We start from the raw sequence: 17901 nt of genomic DNA, 5'->3' as shown, positions 1-17901 counted from the left end.
CCTGGACCGTCACCCTCCCTCCCGGCCTGGTCCTGTTGAACGCGAACCAGCGACTCCACCACCGCGTGCGCGCGAAGTTCACGAAGCTGCTGCGCGAGGCCGGCCGGGATGCCGCGATCGAGGCCGGAGTCCCGGCCCTGACCCGGGCGCACATCTACGGGTATCTGCACCCGTCCGATCGGCGCCGCCGCGACCCCGGCAACCTCTACCCCTCCTTCAAAGCCGTCATCGACGGGTTCGTCGACGCCGGAGTGCTGCCGGACGACGACGATAAGCACCTCGTCGGCCCGGACATGCGCCTCAGCGATGTGGTGAAGGGCGGCCAACTGCGGTTGCTCGTCATCGAGCTGGATCCGCTCGAGGCGGTAGCTCATGGGTAACCGCTTCAAAAGCATCCGCTGCGCCTGCTGCGACAAGCCGGGATGGCACGTAGGCCGGGGCCTCATCGAATCCTGCTACGCCCGCCACCGCAGCGCCAAGACGCTCGACCAGTTCCCGCGGACTCTGCGGCCGACCGGTTCCGGGTGGTCGCCGCACGGACCCCACGGCAAGCGAATGCTCGCCCGGTACATCGAACTCGACCAGCTCGGGTTCTCCCCGCGGCGAATCGCGTTCGAGATGGGCGTCGGCCCCCGCCAAATCGCCCGCTACAAGGCCACCCTGAAGGAGATGACCCGTGGGTAAGCCGCACCCGATCATGGTCGGGCTCACACGTCGCCGCCAGGAACTCCACCTCAGCCAGGAAGAGCTCGGTCGGCTCCTGCACATGACCGGCGCCGGCCTGTGCCGGCGGGAGACCGGCGGCACCGTGCCGAGCCTGGTCGAGGCCGACCGGCAGGCGCGGGCCCTCGGTCTCCGCCTGGCCCTCGTCCCCCTGGAGAAGCCGTGACCGCTGTCATCGACTGGGTCCGCCCCTGGTATCCGGGCGGCGGCGCTGGCGACCACATCGACCCCGACTGCCCGATCCTCGCCGAGCAGACCTCGACGCCGGTGGAGGGATCCGGCTGGCTCGACCCGAACAAGGGCCTCGTCTGCCCCGCGTGCGTCCCCTCTTGGGAGGCCGTCTGCGACACGTGCGACGTATCGATGGCGGATGACTGGGAGGACGACGGCGACCGGTTCACCGAGGCTGCCGCGAAGAACTGGAAGTCGCAGCACCGGTGCGCGCCGCGCGTCCGCATCACCCCTCCGAAGATCACCCCTCCCTCGAGGAGCACCCAATGAAGATCACTCTTGAGGCGGGGAGCCTCGCTGAGGCGGTCGCCTGGACCGCCCACGCACTCCCCCGCCGCGCCACCACCCCAGTCCTGGCCGGCATCCGGCTCGACGCCACCGGCGGTAGCCTGCGCATGTCCGCGTTCGACTACGAAACGTCGCGCACCGTCGACGTCGAGGCCGAGATCGCCGACGACGGCCTCGTGGTCCTGCCCGGCCGGCTCCTGGCCGACGTGGCGAAGGTCCTCCCCGTCAAGCAGCGCGTGGAGCTGGTCGCCGACGGCCAGGCCGTCACCCTCACCTGCGGGTCCACCGAGTTCGAGCTGCGCACGCTCCCCGCGGAGGACTACCCGAAGCTGCCGGAGATCCCGCCCACGGTCGGCCAGGTTGACGGCCAGGCGTTCGCCGAAGCCGTCAACCTGGCCGCTCGGGCCGCCAGCACGGACGACGCAACGCCGACGCTGACCGGAATCCGCGTCGACGGTGACGGCAGCGTGCTCACGTTCGCGGCGACGGACCGGTACCGGCTCACCTCCCGCGCCGTCGCCTGGGACGGTGGGGAGCTCGGCGTGCTGTTCCCTGCCCAAACCCTCGCCGACGTCGTCAAAGGTCTCCCGGCCGGGCCCGCGACGGTGCATCTGTCCGCCGACGGCGGCCTGGCCGCGGTCTCCGGCGGCGGCCGTACCACCACGGTCCGGCTGCTCGACCCGGAATGGATCGACTACGCCTGCCGGCTCGGCACGGACAGCTACACGACGTGGGCGACGATCGACAACGTCACCGACGTGACGGCGGCGATCCGCCGGGTCTCCCTGGTCGCGGAACGCTCAGCGCCGGTCCGGCTGAAGTTTGCCGGCCGCCAGATGGTCGTCTCCGCCGGGGGCGGTGAGATGGGCCGCGGCCGGGAGGTCGTCGACTGCGTCACCCTCGACGACGGCGACCCGATCGAGATCGCGTTCCAGCCTCAGTACATCCTCGACGGTCTGGCCAGCGTGCCGTACTCCCGGTGCCGGATCGGCATGACGAGCCCGGCGACGCCCGCGATCATCGTCGAGCCCGGGATCGACCCCAAGCTCAGGTATCTGGTCATGCCGATCCGGGAGGCGTGATGGGCGTGGACAACACGGCGTGGGCCATGCGGGAGGCACGTCCCTCGGTCGGCCAGGACATGTTCGACCGGTCGGAGCAGCACCTGGCCATGCCGCTCAGCTACGCCGAGCAGGAGGCGGTGGAGCAGGCGACGGCCACCCGGGTCGTCGTCCGGATAGCGCTGGCCCGGCATGGCTGCACCTCCCTCGACTGCCCCGTCCATGAGGGGGTGTGCGAGTGCCCGCCGCCGGCGTGCGCCGACCCCGGCCACGCTGCAGATGCGGCCGCGGCCCGGGAGGTTCTGGAGGTGCTCGGCATCGTCGAGCTGCAGGCCGGGACGCGGACGTGTTCGAAGTGCCGGCGGGAGAAGGCTCTCGAGCAGTTCGCGCTGAACAACAAGAGGACCGGCGGTCGGGAATCGGCGTGCCGGATGTGTCGGGCTGCGGACCAGTTCCGGCGGCGGCAGGCAGCCAAGGAGGCGTCATGATCAAGGACTGGTTCTGTGGGGATCCGACCGCCGAGGTCCAACGGCTTCGTGCCCGGGTGCGGGAGCTGGAGGCGCTGGTGGCGGAGGCGGCGGAGCTGGGCGACAAGCTCCTGCGGGAGCAGGAGCGGCGGGCCCGTCTGGACGCTCAGCTCCTGCGGGAGCGTACCTCCTACGAGATCACCGTGAAGCGGCTGCAGGAGGTGGAGGGGCTGCTCGGGGAGCGTGAGGCATCGGCGCTGGACAAGCTGGCGATGCTGCCGAAGTGGTCCCGGCCGACCCCGGGTGCGGAGTTGCTGCAGGAGCGGGCGCGGGCGGATGCGTTGGCGCAGCGGGTGGAGGAGTTGCAGGCGGCGAATCTGCGCCTCTACAAGATCCACATGTAGCACCCCGCGAGATGTCCGGATTGCGTCGGTGATTCATATTGCTTCCTTCTGCTTCATTTTGATACATTCTAGTGGAGCAGAACGAAGCACCCACTCGCCCCGGAGGCACCCATGGACACCGCCACCATCCTCGTCGCCCTCGACATCGAAGCCGCCGCGTCCACGTGCACCGACCACGGCCGCCCAATCCGCCTCTGCATCGCCTGCAACATCGCCACCTCGACCGGCACGCCGACGGTGATCGCGGCCTGACGCTGCGTCCGAGCCGCTCTCCCCGATCGGGGGCGGGAGTGCGGTTCCACGGAACGCCAGACCCTCAGCTCAAGGAGTTCCCCACGTGATGTTCACCCAGCCCGGGGCCGTATTCGCCCCGCCGGCCCCGGCCGCCCCCACCGGGCCGCCGGTCTTCGAACACCCGCCCACCAGCGAGCAGGCCAACATTCTCGACGCCGCCGCCACCGGGCGGGACCTCGTCATCGAGGCCGGGGCCGGAACCGGCAAGACGTCCACGCTGAAGATGGTGGCGGCGGCCCGGCCGGACCACCGCATGCTGTACCTGGCCTACAACCGGGCTATCGCCCAGGACGCGGCCGCCTCATTCCCAGCCAGCGTGCAGTGCTCCACTGCGCACTCCCTCGCTTTCCGGGCCGTCGGCCACGCCTACCAGCACCGCCTCAACGGCCCGCGCGTCCCGGCCAGGGAAACGGCACGCATCCTTCGCATCCCCGCCGTCCTCGACCTCGGCGCCAAGGCGCTCACCAGCGTCAAGGTCGCCCGGGTCGTGATGGATGCGGTCGCCGCGTTCTGCCACTCCTCCAGCGACACCCCCGCCTGGTGGAACATCCACCAGATCCCCGGCCTGGAGCGGGAGGAGATGACCCGGCTCCGCCAGCAGGTGCTGCCCATGGTTGATCGCGCGTGGGAGGACCTGACCCGGCCCGACGGCCGCCTGCGGTTCACCCACGACGTCTACCTGAAGCTGTGGGCCCTGGCACACCCGGAGCTGCCCGCCGACGTCGTCATGCTCGACGAGGCGCAGGATGCGAACCCGGTCATCGCCGCCCTCGTCGACGAGCAGGGATCCCAGCGCATCCTCGTCGGAGACGAGTCGCAGGCCATCTACGGGTGGCGCGGCGCGGTCGACGCGATGGCCTCGTTCGACGGGGCCCGGCTGCGTCTCTCCCAGTCGTTCCGGTTCGGCCAGCAGATCGCGGACGAGGCGAACGAGTGGCTGCAGCTGCTCAACGCGCCGCTCCGGCTCACCGGCAACCCGGCCATGAACTCCCGGCTGGAGCGGATCCCGGCCCCGGCCGCCGTGCTGTGCCGCACCAACGCGGGCGCCGTCGGCCAGGTGATCGCCGCCCTCGGCGCCGGACACCGCCCGGCCCTGGTCGGCGGAGGCGACGACATCCGGCGGCTGGCGAAAGCCTGCCAGGACCTCCGGACAGGCCGCGGGACCGAGCACCCGGAACTGATGGCGTTCGCCTCCTGGCAGGAGGTGCAGGACTACGCCGAGCACGACTCCGGCGGCCAGGACTTGAAGGTGTTCATCAAGCTCATCGACGGCCACGGCCCGGAGCGGATCATGCGTCTCGTCGACCAGCTCGTCACCGAAGACGCTGCCGACGTGGTGATCAGCACGGCGCACAAGGCGAAGGGGAGGGAATGGTCCACGGTGCGGCTCGCGGCGGACTTCCCGCCGCCGTACGACCCCGTCACCGGGCAGCTCGTGTCCGCGGAGGCGATGCTCACCTACGTCGCCGTCACCCGGGCCCGCGAGGCCCTCGACTGCCACGCCCTGTCCACCAAGGGCGGCCAGGAGACCACCACGGCGGCCGAGCCGACCCTGTTCGACGTCCTCGTCCCCGACCCGGAGCCGATCGAGACCGACCTCCCGGCCGACCTGGTCGGATGGTTCAACCTCGCCCGCGAAGCCCGCATGAACAAGGCGCGGTGGGCGGAGGTCGAAGCGGCCGCCGCCGAGAAGATCAAGGACCACCTCGCCGCGCGCGGCCTCGACGAGGCCACCGTCGGCGGCCGCCCGGCCGTGTCGTGGAAGACGTCGAAGCCCGGCTACCAGCTCGACGCCAAGGCCCTCCAAGCCGACCACCCCGAGATTTACGAGGCCTACCTGAAGGCCAAGTCCCCGGCCCGCCCCTTCAAGCTCCTCGGAGACTGACCATGAGCCCCGGTCCCAAGCCCGTCTGCGCCAACCCGGACCACTCCCGCCCGGCCGCCGCGATCGCCCGCCTGTCCTGGCCTGACGCCCGTTTCAAGCCCACGACGGCCTGCGTTGGCGACATGCAGTGGCAGGTCCGCACCGCGCTGGACAATGGCCGCGCGGTCCTGGTCGAACCGGCCGGGCGGCCTGAGAAGCCGGTCGTGACCGCGATCAAGGAAGTGGCGAAGCTCCACCGCAGCGCCTACTCCGAGCCGGTCTGCGCGATCCTGCTGGAGGCCCCGGACCACCCGTGCTACGAGTCGCTGCCGGAGACGCTGGAGGAGCGGCGCAAGCTGCCGGCCCGCTTCCACGTCCCGCGCTGGACGGAGACGGGCATCCCGCAGCTGTGGGTGTGCGCGGTCTGCTGGGACGAGGGCAGCGTCACCCAGTGGCCGTGCGAGGCCGCGAGGGAGCATGGCGGCGAGGTGTTCGCCCGATGACGGGCTTCTCGCAGCCGGACGCGGGCTGGGCCACCCAGCCTCTGTCTGGCCTCGCCGCCACCATCGCCACCAACGTCGTCCAGACCGTTAAGCAGGCCGGCGCCAACGCGCCCAGATCCCTGCAGCGGGTGATCGGGCCGTCGGAGATCGGCGTCCCCTGCGTGCGCCGCCTCGCCTACAAGATGCTCGACTGGCCCGAGACCAACACGGCCGGTGACCCCTGGGCATCCATCATCGGCACCGCCGTCCACTCCTGGATGGAGGAGACGTACGCCGCCGAGAACCGCCGGTTGGGCCGGGAACGGTACGTGATCGAGCGGCGGCTGCACATCCGCGGCCAGATCTACGGCCACGCCGACCTGTACGACCGCGACCTCCGGGTGAACAACGACTGGAAGTGCGTCGGCGAGGACCGGCTGAAGAAGTACCGGAAGGACGGCCCCGGCGACCAGTACCGGATCCAGGCCCACCTGTACGGCCTCGGCCAGGAGAACGCCGGCGAAACCCCGGAGCACGTCGCCATCACGTTCCTCCCCAGGGGCGGCCGGATCGACGGTCTGCACGTCTGGACGGAACCCTATGACCGCAGCGTGGCCCTGGCCGCGCTCGAGCGCATGGACAACGTCTTGACGGTGCTGGACGTGCTCGACGTCGAGGCGCATCCGCAGAACTGGGCGCAGCTCCCGGCCACCGAGAGCTACTGCACGTACTGCCCCTGGTTCCTGCCCGGCAGCACGGACCCGTCCAAAGGTTGTCCGGGCGCGTAACATCCCGCTCCATTTTCATGCTCCATATTGCTTCACTATGCTTCACTCTGTACCATTTACCTACCGGGTCACCCCCGACCCGGATCACGGAAAAGGATCACGTTCATGTTCGCTCAGCCCTCCGCCCCCGGTTCCGACTTCAAGGTCTCGGACTACGTCGGCCACCTCTTCCTCATCTACCCGCGCGAACTCCGCCAGGGCATCGTCACCAGTAACGGCCCCGCCGACGCCATCTCCGCCGATCTCGTCCTCCTCACCGACCCCAACGGGCCCCGCGCCGAGACCGGCGTCCTCATCTTCCAGAAGATGCTCATCGGCAGCCTCAAGGGCAAGATCGGAGCCGACCCGGTCCTCGGCCGTCTCGCCCGCGGCGTCGCCAAGCCCGGCCAGACCGCGCCGTACGTGCTCAACCCGTTCGACGACAACGACGCCGCCTACGCCACCCAGTACCTCAACTCGGTCGGCGGCAACCCGTTCCCGCAGGCCGCACCGTTCACCGCCCCGGCCCCCGCGCCGCAGGCTGCCCCGGTCGCCCCCCTCCCCCAGGCAGCCCCGGTGCCGCAGCAGGCGGCCGCCGCCTACCCCGCCCCCGCTTACCCGGCACCGGCGCCCGCGCCGCAGGCCGCGCCTGTCCCGGTCCCGGTCGGTGCGGGCACCGCCGAAGCACAGGCCGCCGCAGCCGCCCTCGGCATGCAGCTCCCGCCCGCCGCCCCCGGCATGTAGGAGCCCAGATCGGCCCCCTGAGACGACGCGCGGACGTCTCAGGGGGCTTTCCCCGTCCCACCCGGAACCACCCCCGAGGGGAACCTCTTGAACCACGAGCAGCTGCTGCTCCAGACGGCCCGGGACCTCCACGCGGCCGGCCTCTGCGTCCTGCCCGCCGCCGCCGACGGCACCAAGCGCCCCGCCGGAGTCTGGAAGGCCTACCAGGAGCAGCGCCCCACCCCCGAGCAGGTCGAGCAGTGGTTCACCGCCGGGAGCGTGCACGGACTCGGCGCCATCACCGGCGAGGTATCCGGCAGCCTGGAGATGCTCGAGCTGGAAGGCCGCGCCGTCATCGAAGGCCTCGGCGCCGAGATGACCGCTCTCGCCGACGCGTCCGGCCTCGGAGACCTCTGGCGACGCGTCACCACCGGCTACCTGGAAACCACGCCGTCCGGCGGCGTGCACATCCTTTACAAAGTAGACGGGCCGGTCGCCAAGAACACCAAGCTCGCCCGCCGCCCCTCCACACCCGAGGAACTCGCCGCCTGGAAGTCCGAGCAGCAGGCCAGCATCGACGCCGAACCCGACACCGAGGTCCGCGCGAAGCGGCAGGCGACCCTCGACAAGGTCACCCGCGGCGAACAGGTCCCCCAGGTGCTCGCCGAGACCCGCGGGGAAGGCGGCTGGGTCGTCCTCGCCCCGTCGACCGGCCCGACGCACCCCACCGGCCGCCCGTGGACGCTCGTCGCCGGCGGCCCCGCGACCATCCCCACCATCAGCCCGGAGGAGCGCGATGCCCTCCACCACCTCGCCGGGGCGTTTGACCGCATGCCCCACCCCAGCGAGCAGCAGGCCCCGGCCGCCGCCGCGCCGACGTCCCCCCTCTTCTCGCAGCCTGGCCGCCCGTACGACGATGACGGCAGCGTCTCCCCCGGCGACGACTACAACGCCAAGACGAGCTGGGACGAGATCCTCGGCGTGCGCGGTTGGACCCGCATCTACACCGACTCCGCCAAGGTCACCTACTGGCGGCGCCCCGGCAAGAACCACGGCATCTCCGCCACCACCGGCCGCAACGGGGCCGACAACCTCTACGTGTGGACCACCTCGACCGAGTTCGAGCAGGAACGCCCCTACGACAAGTTCGGCGCCTACGCCCACCTCGAGCACGCTGGCGACCACTCCGCCGCCGCCCGAGCCCTCCAGGCGCGCGGGTACGGCGTGCGGGTCGAACCCACCCGCCCGGCCCCCGCCGTACCGGCCCCGGCCCCGGTGGTCGACGGCAACCTCGCCACCGTCCACCAGCTCGACCCGCCCGCGCCGCGGCTCACCGTCGTGGAGACGACGTACGCCCTCTCGGACGACGGCAACGCCCTCGACCTGGTCGAGCGGCACGGCGGCATCATCCGGTACTGCCCCGAACGCGGCCGGTGGCTCACCTGGGACGGGGTGCGCTGGGAATGGCAGCCCTCCTCTGGTGGCCTCATCCGCGAATACGCCAAGCAGGTCGCGAGAGGATTGCCCGAGGACGACAAGGCCGCGATCGCCCACAAGAAGAAGACCCTGTCCGCCAACGGCACGTCCGCGATGCTGCTCCAGGCCCAGACCGACGTCCGGATCGTCGTCGGCCTCGACGACCTCGACGCCCACCCCTGGGAACTCAACACCCCCGCCGGAATCGTCGACCTGACCACCGGGCAGCTCGGTCCCGCCGACCCGACCCGGCTCCACACGAAGGTCACCAGCGTGGCCCCGGACCTCGACGCCGACATGAGCAGGTGGGAGGAGTTCCTCGCCGACACCTTCGGCGCCGACCTGGAGCTGATCGCCTACCTGCAACGCCTCGTCGGCTACAGCGCCACCGGCAGCGTCGCCCAGCACGTGCTGCCGTTCGCCATCGGCTCCGGCGGCAACGGAAAAGGCGTCTTCCTGGAAAGCCTCACCGCGGTTCTCGGCGACTACGCCACCACCGCCCCCAGCGGATTCCTCATGGCCAGAAACGGCGTCCAGCACGAGACGGAAATCGCCCGACTGGCCGGGATGAGAATGGTCGTCTGCTCCGAAGTAGACGAAGATGCGCGCTTCGACGAAACGAAAGTCAAGCAGCTCACCGGCGGCGACTCGCTGACGGCTCGGTTTATGCGTCAGGACCATTTCACGTTCACGCCCACCCACCATTTGTGGCTCATGGGCAACCACCAGCCAGCCGTTAGAGCGGGCGGCAGGAGCTTCTGGCGACGCCTCCGCCTCATCCCGTTCCTGCACGAGGTCGAGCCCGAGAAGATGGTCGACGACCTGCAAGGGATCCTCGCCCGCGACCACGGACCGGCCCTGCTCGCGTGGATCGTGCAGGGTGCTGCCCAGTACGCCGCCGGAGGCCTGCAGGAGCCCGCTACCGTCATGGCCGCCACCTCGGGTTATGAGGCCGACCAGGACACCGTCGCCCGGTTCGTGAGCGAGTGCTGCCACCTGGCCGCCAGCGATCAGGTGCAGATCAAGGGGCCCCGTCTCCGGGAGGCGTACGAGAAGTGGTGCTTCTCTGAGGGGGAGACCCCCGTCAGTGCGAAGCGGCTCACCCAGGAGCTCGCCAGGAGGTTCAACGTCGGGCAGACCCGCAACGCGGCATCCCGGTCATACACGGGCATCACGCTCCTGGCCATGGACGAGGAGGAAGTGTCATCGGCTCCGGCGTCCGCCCCGAACCTGTCACAGCCCGGGATGTCCCATAGGGACGAGAGGCCCGGATTTGAGTCCGACAAGATCGGCGGCCCGGGATGGTGACCCCGAAGGCGATGACGGTTTGCGGTGACACATCCGTCATCGTCGAAAACCTATCTCTGAGCTGGGAGAATGCTCGTTTTCGATCTTCGTCGATGACAGATGACAGATTTCCTCTGGTTATCGCCCCACGCGCGGGCGCACACACACGCATGTGGGAGGGGAACGACAGAAGAACTGTCATCTGTCACAACCGTCACCGGGGCCAGAAATGATCACCCGGGCCGCGATCCTCGACGCCTGCCCCCGATGCGGCACCCAGACCCTCCTCGGCCACGACCAAGGCCTCCCCATCCGCGCCACCGCGGCGCCCCTCGACCGCGAACAGGAGCTCGCCGAGATCCTCGCCGGGCGACAGACGTACGACGTCCACCCCCTCGGCCTCCCCAGGAAGCCGTACCTGTTCTATCGGGAATCATTCCGATTCCGCGGCTCCCGAGAATTCCCTGTCGTTGCCGACCACCGCTGCCCGCCCGGAGCAGCCGCACCCGCATTCCACCCGCCGCCCATTCCGCTCGTTATCCCATACGGTTCCCCAATCCCTGATGAGCCCCCATTCTGAGGAGACCGCAGTGCGCGAAGAAGTGATAGCGGACCTGGAATGGGTCATCGAATACTGGGAGGACCTCGTCGAATCCCGAATTCCCGGCACCCGACGCCCCTGGCGGCAACCCACCCTCTCAGCCGCAGCCCGGGAGGCGAGAGACGCCCAGGCGCGCGTCGAACGGTTCGAGCGGACCGCGCTGTCCCTCGGTGAGTCGCCGGCGCCCGTCGACGTCGAGATCCTCACCACCGCGCTCAGCCTCCTGGTCGCCGCCGACGACCTCGCCGCCGAGATCGCCCCCACCGTGATGTGCCCGACCCTCCCCCCGCCCGGTCCCGGCGACCTCGACGCCCGCCCCTACCTCCGGCTCGTCGCCGGCAACCTGACCGAGGAGTTCTCCGAGCACGTGGGCGAGACGGCCCGGTGGATGGTCGACCAGGTCGCCCGCGCCCTCTGCCTCGTCTACGACGGCCAGACCCTCGACGTCGAATGCCCGTGGTGCTCGGAGATCGGCGTGTGGCGGGTGCGGGAGCTGCCCGGTGGGCTGGTGGCGATCGTCTGCCACGGGGTGTGTGAGCCGCCGGCACGGGAGGTGGGGACGTGGTGGGGAGGGCAGCCCGTCTGGCCAATCGCGGACTGGGAGCGGCTCTCGAAGCACGTCCAGGCTGCCGACGAGAAGCGTGCGCATGAGGCCAAGGAGCAGAGGAGGATGGCGTCGTGAGCATCCCCATCTGGCTCGAATACGCCAATGCCATCGGCACCTTGACCGCGGCGGGGTTCGCAGCCTGGACGATCAGGCAGTCCGCCAAGAGCAGCGCGGAGAACCAGCAAGCGCTCATCAGAGAGCGACGAATCGACTTCGAGCTCGGGATCCTCGCCGAGCTGGCCGAGCTAAATGCGAACGAAGAAATGGGCAACAACCGAACGATCCGAATTGGCACAAAAGCGTCGATGTTGCCCATTGACATGATCCCGATAACCCGGGCAGCCGTGAAGCTCGAAAGCACACCTGAGGCCGAAAAGATCGTGCAGGAGAAGATTGCAGACAAGCAGATCAGCCCCTTCATTAGAGAGTCGAACTATCTAAAAGAGGAGATCTCTCGCGAGGTGTTGAATGCAATCACCAGTCGGCTCTCGGAACGCGGGCGTTGACCTTGCTTGACGCGGGTTATCCACAGGCCCCATAATTGAGCCGTTCTCGGCATGCCCGAAAACGTCTTCCAGCCCCGCCACCGCGCGGGGCTTTTCCATGTCCCGGGGGTGAGCGCGTGTGCCCCGAGGGACTCCCATCGACGAGACGAAGCGCGACGCGATCCTCGCCGACATCAAGACCGGCCAGAAGAGCCGCAACGCCATCGCCCGCGACCACGACGTCAGCGTCGGCACCGTCACCAACATCGCCAAACGCTCTGGGCTGACCAGCGCCTTTGACCGGTCATCGACGAAGAACGCGACTGAGGCGGCCCGGCTCGACAATGCCGCCCTCCGCGCCGCCACCTCCCGGAGGTTCCTCGAGGAGGCGAACCGGTTCCTCGACGACCTCCACCAGCCGATCACGGTGTGGAACTTCGGAGGGAAGGACAACACCTTCAACTCCGTCGAGGTGCCGGCCCCGTCCACGGCCGACAAGCGGAACCTGATCGTGTCCGCGGCGACGGCGCTCGACAAGCACCTGGCCGTGGAGAAGCACGACTCCTCCGGTGAGTCGCATGCCGCGGTCGACCAGTGGCTGGAAGGGATGACGGGCCTGTGATCGTCACCCCCCTGGTCGGCAAGCAGCGCGAGTCCGTGCAGCTGGCCACCGCCCGCCTGAACATCTGGGACGGCAGCGTCCGGTCCTCGAAGACGATCTGCTCCCTGCTGAAGTGGATGAAGTTCGTCCGGGAAGCACCGTCCGGCCCGCTGCTCATGGTCGGCAAGACCGAGCGCACCCTGAAGCGCAACATCATCGACCCGATGGTCGAGATGCTCGGCGAAGCCCGCTGCAAGTTCGTGGCCGGCCGCGGCGAACTCCACCTCCTCGGCCGCCTCATCTACGTCGTCGGCGCCTACAACGAAGGCTCCGAGGACAAGATCCGAGGGCTCTCCCTCGTCGGCGCGTACGTCGATGAGGTGTCGACGATCCCCGAGTCGTTCTTCGTCATGCTGCTCACCCGGTTGTCGATCCCCGGGGCGCAGCTGTTCGGCACCACGAACCCCGACGGCCCTCAGCACTGGCTGAAGACCGGCTACCTCGACCGGGCCGCACTCCACCTCGACATCCACGGCCAGCTCCACCGCGACGTCAGCGACGAACCGCTGAACCTCCACCGCTTCAGCTTCCAGCTCTCCGACAACCCGAACCTCACCGCCCAGTACGTCGCCGACGTCTCCTCCGAGTTCACGGGCCTGTGGTACCGCCGCCTTATCCTCGGCGAGTGGTGCCTCGCGGAAGGTGTCGTCTACGAGTCGTGGGATCCGGCCCGGCACGTCGTGCAGGAGCTACCGCAGATCACGCGGTGGCTGGCGATCGCAATGGACTACGGGACGACGAACCCGTTCCACGCGGTCACGCTCGGCCTGGGCGTCGACGGGCGGCTGTACGTCGGGCATGAGTGGCGCTGGGACTCCAAGAAGCAGCGCGGTTCGCTGACGGACGCCGAGTACTCCGAGCGCCTGCGCGCCTGGGTGACGAGCTTGGGGATCACGCCGGAGTACACGATCGTCGACCCCTCGGCCGCGTCGTTCCGCGTGCAGCTGCACCGCGACCAGTGGACGTCCACCATGGCGGACAACGAGGTGATCGACGGCATCCGCCAGGTCGCCTCCCTCTTCGCCACCGGCCGACTCCTCGTCCACGCCGGATGCAAAGAGCTGATCCGCGAGATTCCCGGCTACGCCTGGGATCCGGAAGCCAGCGAGAAGAAGGGCGAGGACAAGCCGATCAAGTTGAACGACCACGGCGTCGACGCCCTGCGGTACGCGGTGAGGACGACGCGGAACATGTGGTCCGGCCAGCTCGCACCGCCGAGCAAGGCAGCCTGAAAATCGGACATTTCTCCGGTTCAACTTTCGGGAATGTCCATTCTCGGTAGTTCACTTTTCAGCCCACCCTCCCCCTTGGAGCACCCTTGAGTCAGAGGCCGATCACCGGCGACATCGTCCGCTACCGCGGAAAGATCGGCTTCCACGCCGTGCGCGCCGCGATCGTCACCGCCGACGTCACTACCCTCGACCCGCGAGGCGTCGCCTCCGGAACCGTTCCCGCGCTCGACTCTCCGCGCCACGTCCACCTGTGGGTGTTCACCCCGGGTGAGAAGGGCGGGTTCGCTGAGTTCAACGTCGGCCCGGGGGACGGGCCGGGTGAGTGGTCGCCGCAGCCGACCGCACGGCCGCTCGTCTGATGGCCCGCTTCCGCAAGACGCCCATCGAGGTCGAAGCGATCCAGTGGACCGGCGACAACGAAGACGAGCTGATCGGATTCACCGGCGCCTTGTTCCAGGCCCTCGACCCCGAGGACCGCAGCGACGACCCGGACGCCACCGGCTCCGTCTTCGACGTCCTGCACTCCACGTGGGTGCTCGTCTACACCGGCCAGTGGGTGGTCAAGGGCGTGAAGGGCGAGTTCTACCCGATCGCCGAGGACGTGCTCGCTGAGACATACGAGCCCGCCGAGAGCGCCAGTCTCCCCATCGAGATCCGCCAGCTCGTGCACGCCGTTGACCAGATGCGCGACGGCTGGGTCGAGGCGGACCACAAGCGCCGCCACGAGTTGTGGCGTGCGGTGCGCCGGGCCGACGACTCCATCTGGTTCTTGCAGAACCCGTCCGTCTGAAAGGAGCGCCCTCATGCCGCTGCCGAGCGGCGGCACCTGGCCGCCCAAGCCCCTCGACCCCATCTACGCCCAATACCAAGTCCTCGACGCCTGGTACCGCGGCGACGAAGAGCAGCTCGCCGCCCTCTACGGCGACCCCACCAGCAACCCGGGCGCGACCCCGGCCAACCGGCCGTCCACGTACCGGGGCGGCATCGTCGGCACCATGGCCCGCTGGTTTTGGGGCGCCCCCACACCGTCCGGCGAGAAGCGCACCAAGCTTCACGTCCCGGTGGCGAGCGACATCGCCACCATGTCCGCCGACCTGCTCTTCTCCGAGCCACCCTCGCTCACCGTCGAGTCGCCGGAGACGCAGAAGCGGATCGACGAGCTCATCGAGAACGGCCTCCAGGCCACCCTCCTCGAAGGCGCCGAAGTCGGCGCCGCCCTGGGCGGCTACTACCTCCGCGCCGTCTGGGACTCACAGATCGCCCCGACGCCGTGGCTCGCCGCAGTGCACGCGGACGCAGCCGTCCCCGAGTGGCGATGGGGTCGCCTCTGGGCGGTCACCTTCTGGCGTGTCATCGAGCAGCCCGACGACCAGACCTGCCTCTTCCACCTGGAGCGGCACGAGCCCGGCGCCATCCTCCACGGCCTGTACCGGGGCACCCGCGGCGACCTCGGCCGCCAACTCCCCCTCACCGCGCACCCAGAGACCGCCAGCCTCAACCCGGTCGTCGCCACCGGCCTGCCGGACCGGTGCACCGCCGTCTACGTGCCGAACATGCGGCCGAACAGGCAGTGGAGGAACCTCCCCGCCGGCGCGAACCTCGGCAGGCCCGACTTCGACCAGCCAGTGCTCGGCCTCATGGACGCGCTCGACGAAACGTGGACCTCGTGGATGCGCGACATCCGCCTCGCGAAGGCCCGCCTCATCGTCCCCTCGTCCTACCTGCAAAGCCAAGGCAGGGGGCAGGGCGCTTACTTCGATCCGGAGCGGGAGCTGTACGAGGCGCTCTCCGTGCTGGGCGGCGACGACCGCATGGAAATCTCACCCCAGCAGTTCGCGATCCGGGTGATCGAGCACAAGGAGACACAGGCCGAGATCCTCGCCGCCATCCTGAGGGCGACCGGCTACAGCGCCCAGTCCTTCGGCCTGTCCGGCGAGGTGGCGATCACCGCGACCGAGGTGTCCGCGAAGGAACGCCGGAGCCTCACCACCCGGGGACGGAAGGCGGTCTACACGACGCCGGAGCTGTCCAGCGCGGTCGAGATGCTCCTCCAGCTCGAAGCCTCGCTGTTCTCCTCCGGGGTCGTCCCGGAGCGACCGAAGATCGTGTTCGGCGACAGCGTCAGCCCGGACATCATGCAGCTGGCCCAGACCGCCGAGCTCATGCGCCGGGCCGAGGCAGCCTCCGACGAGACGCTCGTCCGCATGCTGCATCCGGACTGGGATGAGCCGCAGATCGAGGCGGAGGTGCAGGCGATCGCCGACGCCCGACCGGCCGTGGTCGAGGATCCGTTCACGCTCCCCGGCGAGATGACCGGGCCCAACCAGGAGGAAGAGCAGGACGGGCCACCAGTCCGTGAGGAATGATGACGGTATGTCAGCAACCACCTATCAAGGCCCAGCCACGTTGATCGTGGGCGGCCAGGAGTCTTCGGTGGCCGTTGTCCTCACCGAGGACAACGAGCGCCGTGGCTACGGCAGCCTCCGCTCCTGGCAGGCGACCCTGTCCGGGCCACACCCCATGCCGATCCCGGACAACGCGGTTCTTCGCCTGCCAGACGGCAGGGAGGGCCGGGGAGTCCTGGCCGACGTCCGGTTCAGCTCAACTTCGCAGGGCCAGTGGAGCGGACTGCTGGCGGGCTCCGGCCCGCCGCCCGGCCGCGAGGAGTAGCGCGTCGAGGAGGTCCCCATGGCGGTGGACCAGGACCTCCTCGACCAGATCGCCGCCACCATCGCCGACCTCTACCGAGACGTCGAAGCCGCCCTCATCACCATGGTCGCGGCCGAACTCCGGAAGGGCCTCGACAGCCCGACGCAGGAACGCCGCCTCGACGCAGTCCGCAAGCTCCAGGCCGCCGCCCGGCTCCTGCTCGCCTCCCTCCAGGCCGCCCGCGCCGGCACCGTCCGCGACACCATCGCCCGCGCCTACCGGGACGGGTACGGCAGCGCGATCGCGGATCTCCCCGAGCGCTGGTTCCCGAAGTCGGGGATCGGGCAGGCCGCCCGGGACGCGCGCGATGAGATCCCCAACGCCCACCTGCTGGAGAACATCGCCCAGGCCCTGCACCGGGATCTCGGCCGGGTCGACGGCAACATCCTCCGCGCCCCCATCGACGCCTACCGCGCGGTCCAGGCCGGGGCGGCGGCGCGCATCGCCTCCGGCATCGTCACCCGCCGCGAAGCGTCCCAGGCCGCATGGCAGCGCCTGATGGATCAGGGCATCACCTCGTTCACGGACCGCGCGAACCGGCGGTGGAGGCTCTCCTCCTACGTCGAGATGATCGGCCGCACGAACATCGCCCGCGCCGCCATCCAGGGCCAGACCGACCGGCTCGCCTCCCTCGGCATCGACCTCGTCTACGTCTCCGACAACGTCCAGGAGTGCAAGCGGTGCCGGCCGTTCGAGGGCCAGGTGCTCCGCCGCGACCACGGGCCCACCGGGCGTATCCAGGTCGAGCACGCCACCCGCGACGACGTCATGGTCACCGTGCACGTCCTCGACACGCTCGACGGCGCCCGCGCGCGCGGCTTCCAGCACCCGAACTGCCGCCACTCCGTCTCGGCCTACCTGCCCGGGGTGACGAAGCCCGCGAAGCACACCGCGGACCCCGACGGCGAGCGCCAGCGCCAGAAGCAGCGCGCGCTCGAGCGGAAGATCCGGGCCGCGAAAGAGCAGGCGCTCGGCGCGCTCACCCCCGAAGCCAAGAAGGCCGCAAACGCGAAGGTCCGGGCCGCCCAGGCAGAACTCCGCGCCCACCTCGCCGCCCACCCCAACCTCAAACGGCTCACCTACCGCGAGCAGGCCGGGGCCGGCAACATCCCGCGCGCGGGCGGACCGAAGGGTGGACCCGTCGTCGATCTGCAACCGCCCGTGCAGCAGCGCCTTTAGCGGCACCATGCCTTCACTGCGGTGACGACCTGGTCAGCTTGGCCCTGATCGATGACAGCGTCCCCGCCCGACAAGGCCTGCACCACGTAGATGTTCAGCGTGGTGCCCTCGTCTCCTCGTAGGATCCGCTCGCACACCGCGCGGCCGCGCCTGATCGCACGTTCCTCGTGCATCACCAGGCCCGGGTTGATGCTGCGTAGCGCGGCCAGGTAGAAGGCGCGCTGGTCGGCATCCGGGGACGGCACCGTGCTGGACACGGCCGGCCCCGCTCCCTCCTGCTCGTGCTCGCCACCGTCGACGAGTTTGACGAGGCCGCCGAGCAGGGCGAGCACGAGTACTACACCGATCAGCACCATGATC

General features: G+C 69.6%; 24 protein-coding genes. 22 read left to right on the top strand and 2 right to left on the bottom strand.

What is annotated here, in order from left to right; translation table 11 throughout:
• Positions 1 to 35 precede the first annotated feature (35 nt).
• The 13 genes from HS041_RS22540 to HS041_RS22480 all read left to right on the top strand — a co-directional run bounded on the left by HS041_RS22540 (position 36) and on the right by HS041_RS22480 (position 10088).
• Positions 36 to 380 (top strand): RusA family crossover junction endodeoxyribonuclease, encoded by a 345-nt coding sequence (locus tag HS041_RS22540; RefSeq protein ID WP_196442801.1) that lies wholly within the window; start codon positions 36 to 38, stop codon positions 378 to 380.
• Entirely contained in the window at positions 373 to 684 is a 312-nt protein-coding gene (locus HS041_RS22535) for a hypothetical protein (RefSeq protein ID WP_196442800.1), read from the top strand. Before HS041_RS22540 ends, HS041_RS22535 begins: the two co-directional genes overlap by 8 nt.
• A complete protein-coding gene (locus tag HS041_RS39425; protein WP_196442799.1) occupies positions 677 to 889 on the top strand; it encodes a helix-turn-helix domain-containing protein in 213 nt (70 codons plus the stop codon). The genes HS041_RS22535 and HS041_RS39425 overlap by 8 nt, the downstream gene beginning before the upstream one ends.
• The gene (locus tag HS041_RS22525; protein ID WP_196442798.1) at positions 886 to 1224 is read left to right on the top strand and encodes a hypothetical protein; all 339 of its coding nucleotides are present in this window, start codon (positions 886 to 888) and stop codon (positions 1222 to 1224) included. The genes HS041_RS39425 and HS041_RS22525 overlap by 4 nt, the downstream gene beginning before the upstream one ends.
• Positions 1221 to 2324, top strand: coding sequence for a DNA polymerase III subunit beta (gene dnaN / locus HS041_RS22520; RefSeq protein WP_196442797.1), 1104 nt, complete (start codon positions 1221 to 1223; stop codon positions 2322 to 2324). The genes HS041_RS22525 and dnaN overlap by 4 nt, the downstream gene beginning before the upstream one ends.
• Complete coding sequence (locus tag HS041_RS22515) at positions 2324 to 2791, top strand: hypothetical protein (protein ID WP_196442796.1); 468 nt, start codon at positions 2324 to 2326, stop codon at positions 2789 to 2791. Before dnaN ends, HS041_RS22515 begins: the two co-directional genes overlap by 1 nt.
• Positions 2788 to 3174: a hypothetical protein gene (locus HS041_RS22510; RefSeq protein ID WP_196442795.1), complete on the top strand. Its 387-nt coding sequence runs from the start codon at positions 2788 to 2790 to the stop codon at positions 3172 to 3174. The genes HS041_RS22515 and HS041_RS22510 overlap by 4 nt, the downstream gene beginning before the upstream one ends.
• 111 nt (positions 3175 to 3285) lie before the next feature.
• Positions 3286 to 3426: a hypothetical protein gene (locus tag HS041_RS22505; protein WP_196442794.1), complete on the top strand. Its 141-nt coding sequence runs from the start codon at positions 3286 to 3288 to the stop codon at positions 3424 to 3426.
• 88 nt (positions 3427 to 3514) lie between these two features.
• On the top strand, positions 3515 to 5353 hold the full coding sequence (locus HS041_RS22500) for a UvrD-helicase domain-containing protein (RefSeq protein ID WP_230879633.1): 1839 nt from the start codon (positions 3515 to 3517) through the stop codon (positions 5351 to 5353).
• Between the two features lie 2 nt (positions 5354 to 5355).
• Positions 5356 to 5835 carry a hypothetical protein gene (locus HS041_RS22495; RefSeq protein WP_196442792.1) on the top strand — a complete coding sequence of 160 codons (480 nt, stop codon included), beginning with the start codon at positions 5356 to 5358 and terminating at the stop codon, positions 5833 to 5835.
• On the top strand, positions 5832 to 6602 hold the full coding sequence (locus tag HS041_RS22490) for a hypothetical protein (protein WP_196442791.1): 771 nt from the start codon (positions 5832 to 5834) through the stop codon (positions 6600 to 6602). Before HS041_RS22495 ends, HS041_RS22490 begins: the two co-directional genes overlap by 4 nt.
• Before the next feature lie 105 nt (positions 6603 to 6707).
• Positions 6708 to 7325, top strand: coding sequence for a hypothetical protein (locus HS041_RS22485; protein ID WP_196442790.1), 618 nt, complete (start codon positions 6708 to 6710; stop codon positions 7323 to 7325).
• 87 nt (positions 7326 to 7412) lie between these two features.
• Complete coding sequence (locus HS041_RS22480; RefSeq protein ID WP_230879556.1) at positions 7413 to 10088, top strand: phage/plasmid primase, P4 family; 2676 nt, start codon at positions 7413 to 7415, stop codon at positions 10086 to 10088.
• 193 nt (positions 10089 to 10281) lie between these two features.
• Here the strand turns inward: HS041_RS22480 and HS041_RS22475 are convergent, their stop codons facing one another.
• The gene (locus tag HS041_RS22475) at positions 10282 to 10458 is read right to left on the bottom strand and encodes a hypothetical protein (RefSeq protein WP_196442789.1); all 177 of its coding nucleotides are present in this window, start codon (positions 10456 to 10458) and stop codon (positions 10282 to 10284) included.
• Between the two features lie 199 nt (positions 10459 to 10657).
• Here HS041_RS22475 and HS041_RS22470 point away from each other — a divergent pair, with 199 nt between their 5' ends.
• The 9 genes from HS041_RS22470 to HS041_RS22430 all read left to right on the top strand — a co-directional run bounded on the left by HS041_RS22470 (position 10658) and on the right by HS041_RS22430 (position 17541).
• Positions 10658 to 11350, top strand: a complete 693-nt coding sequence (locus tag HS041_RS22470; RefSeq protein WP_196442788.1) for a hypothetical protein — start codon at positions 10658 to 10660, stop codon at positions 11348 to 11350.
• Positions 11347 to 11781 (top strand): hypothetical protein, encoded by a 435-nt coding sequence (locus HS041_RS22465; protein ID WP_196442787.1) that lies wholly within the window; start codon positions 11347 to 11349, stop codon positions 11779 to 11781. The genes HS041_RS22470 and HS041_RS22465 overlap by 4 nt, the downstream gene beginning before the upstream one ends.
• A 118-nt stretch (positions 11782 to 11899) precedes the next feature.
• Positions 11900 to 12382, top strand: coding sequence for a hypothetical protein (locus HS041_RS22460; protein ID WP_196442786.1), 483 nt, complete (start codon positions 11900 to 11902; stop codon positions 12380 to 12382).
• Positions 12379 to 13653, top strand: coding sequence for a PBSX family phage terminase large subunit (locus tag HS041_RS22455; protein WP_307845418.1), 1275 nt, complete (start codon positions 12379 to 12381; stop codon positions 13651 to 13653). The genes HS041_RS22460 and HS041_RS22455 overlap by 4 nt, the downstream gene beginning before the upstream one ends.
• A gap of 86 nt (positions 13654 to 13739) precedes the next feature.
• Positions 13740 to 14012: a hypothetical protein gene (locus tag HS041_RS22450; protein WP_196442785.1), complete on the top strand. Its 273-nt coding sequence runs from the start codon at positions 13740 to 13742 to the stop codon at positions 14010 to 14012.
• On the top strand, positions 14012 to 14443 hold the full coding sequence (locus HS041_RS22445; RefSeq protein WP_196442784.1) for a hypothetical protein: 432 nt from the start codon (positions 14012 to 14014) through the stop codon (positions 14441 to 14443). The genes HS041_RS22450 and HS041_RS22445 overlap by 1 nt, the downstream gene beginning before the upstream one ends.
• A gap of 13 nt (positions 14444 to 14456) precedes the next feature.
• The gene (locus HS041_RS22440; RefSeq protein ID WP_196442783.1) at positions 14457 to 16019 is read left to right on the top strand and encodes a hypothetical protein; all 1563 of its coding nucleotides are present in this window, start codon (positions 14457 to 14459) and stop codon (positions 16017 to 16019) included.
• 67 nt (positions 16020 to 16086) lie between these two features.
• A complete protein-coding gene (locus tag HS041_RS22435) occupies positions 16087 to 16323 on the top strand; it encodes a hypothetical protein (protein ID WP_196442782.1) in 237 nt (78 codons plus the stop codon).
• A gap of 18 nt (positions 16324 to 16341) precedes the next feature.
• The gene (locus HS041_RS22430; RefSeq protein WP_196442781.1) at positions 16342 to 17541 is read left to right on the top strand and encodes a phage minor capsid protein; all 1200 of its coding nucleotides are present in this window, start codon (positions 16342 to 16344) and stop codon (positions 17539 to 17541) included.
• On the opposite strand, the gene HS041_RS22425 is transcribed toward HS041_RS22430, so the two are convergent.
• The gene (locus tag HS041_RS22425) at positions 17538 to 17897 is read right to left on the bottom strand and encodes a DUF732 domain-containing protein (protein ID WP_196442780.1); all 360 of its coding nucleotides are present in this window, start codon (positions 17895 to 17897) and stop codon (positions 17538 to 17540) included. The two genes, HS041_RS22430 and HS041_RS22425, sit on opposite strands and share 4 nt — an antisense overlap.
• Between the last annotated feature and the right edge of the window lie 4 nt (positions 17898 to 17901).

Source organism: Planomonospora sp. ID67723 (genome assembly GCF_015711605.1).
In the GTDB taxonomy this organism is placed as follows: Bacteria; Actinomycetota; Actinomycetes; order Streptosporangiales; family Streptosporangiaceae; genus Planomonospora_A.
The sequence above is the reverse complement of the archived record's forward strand: the minus strand, read 5'-3'. Positions and strand labels throughout refer to the sequence as shown.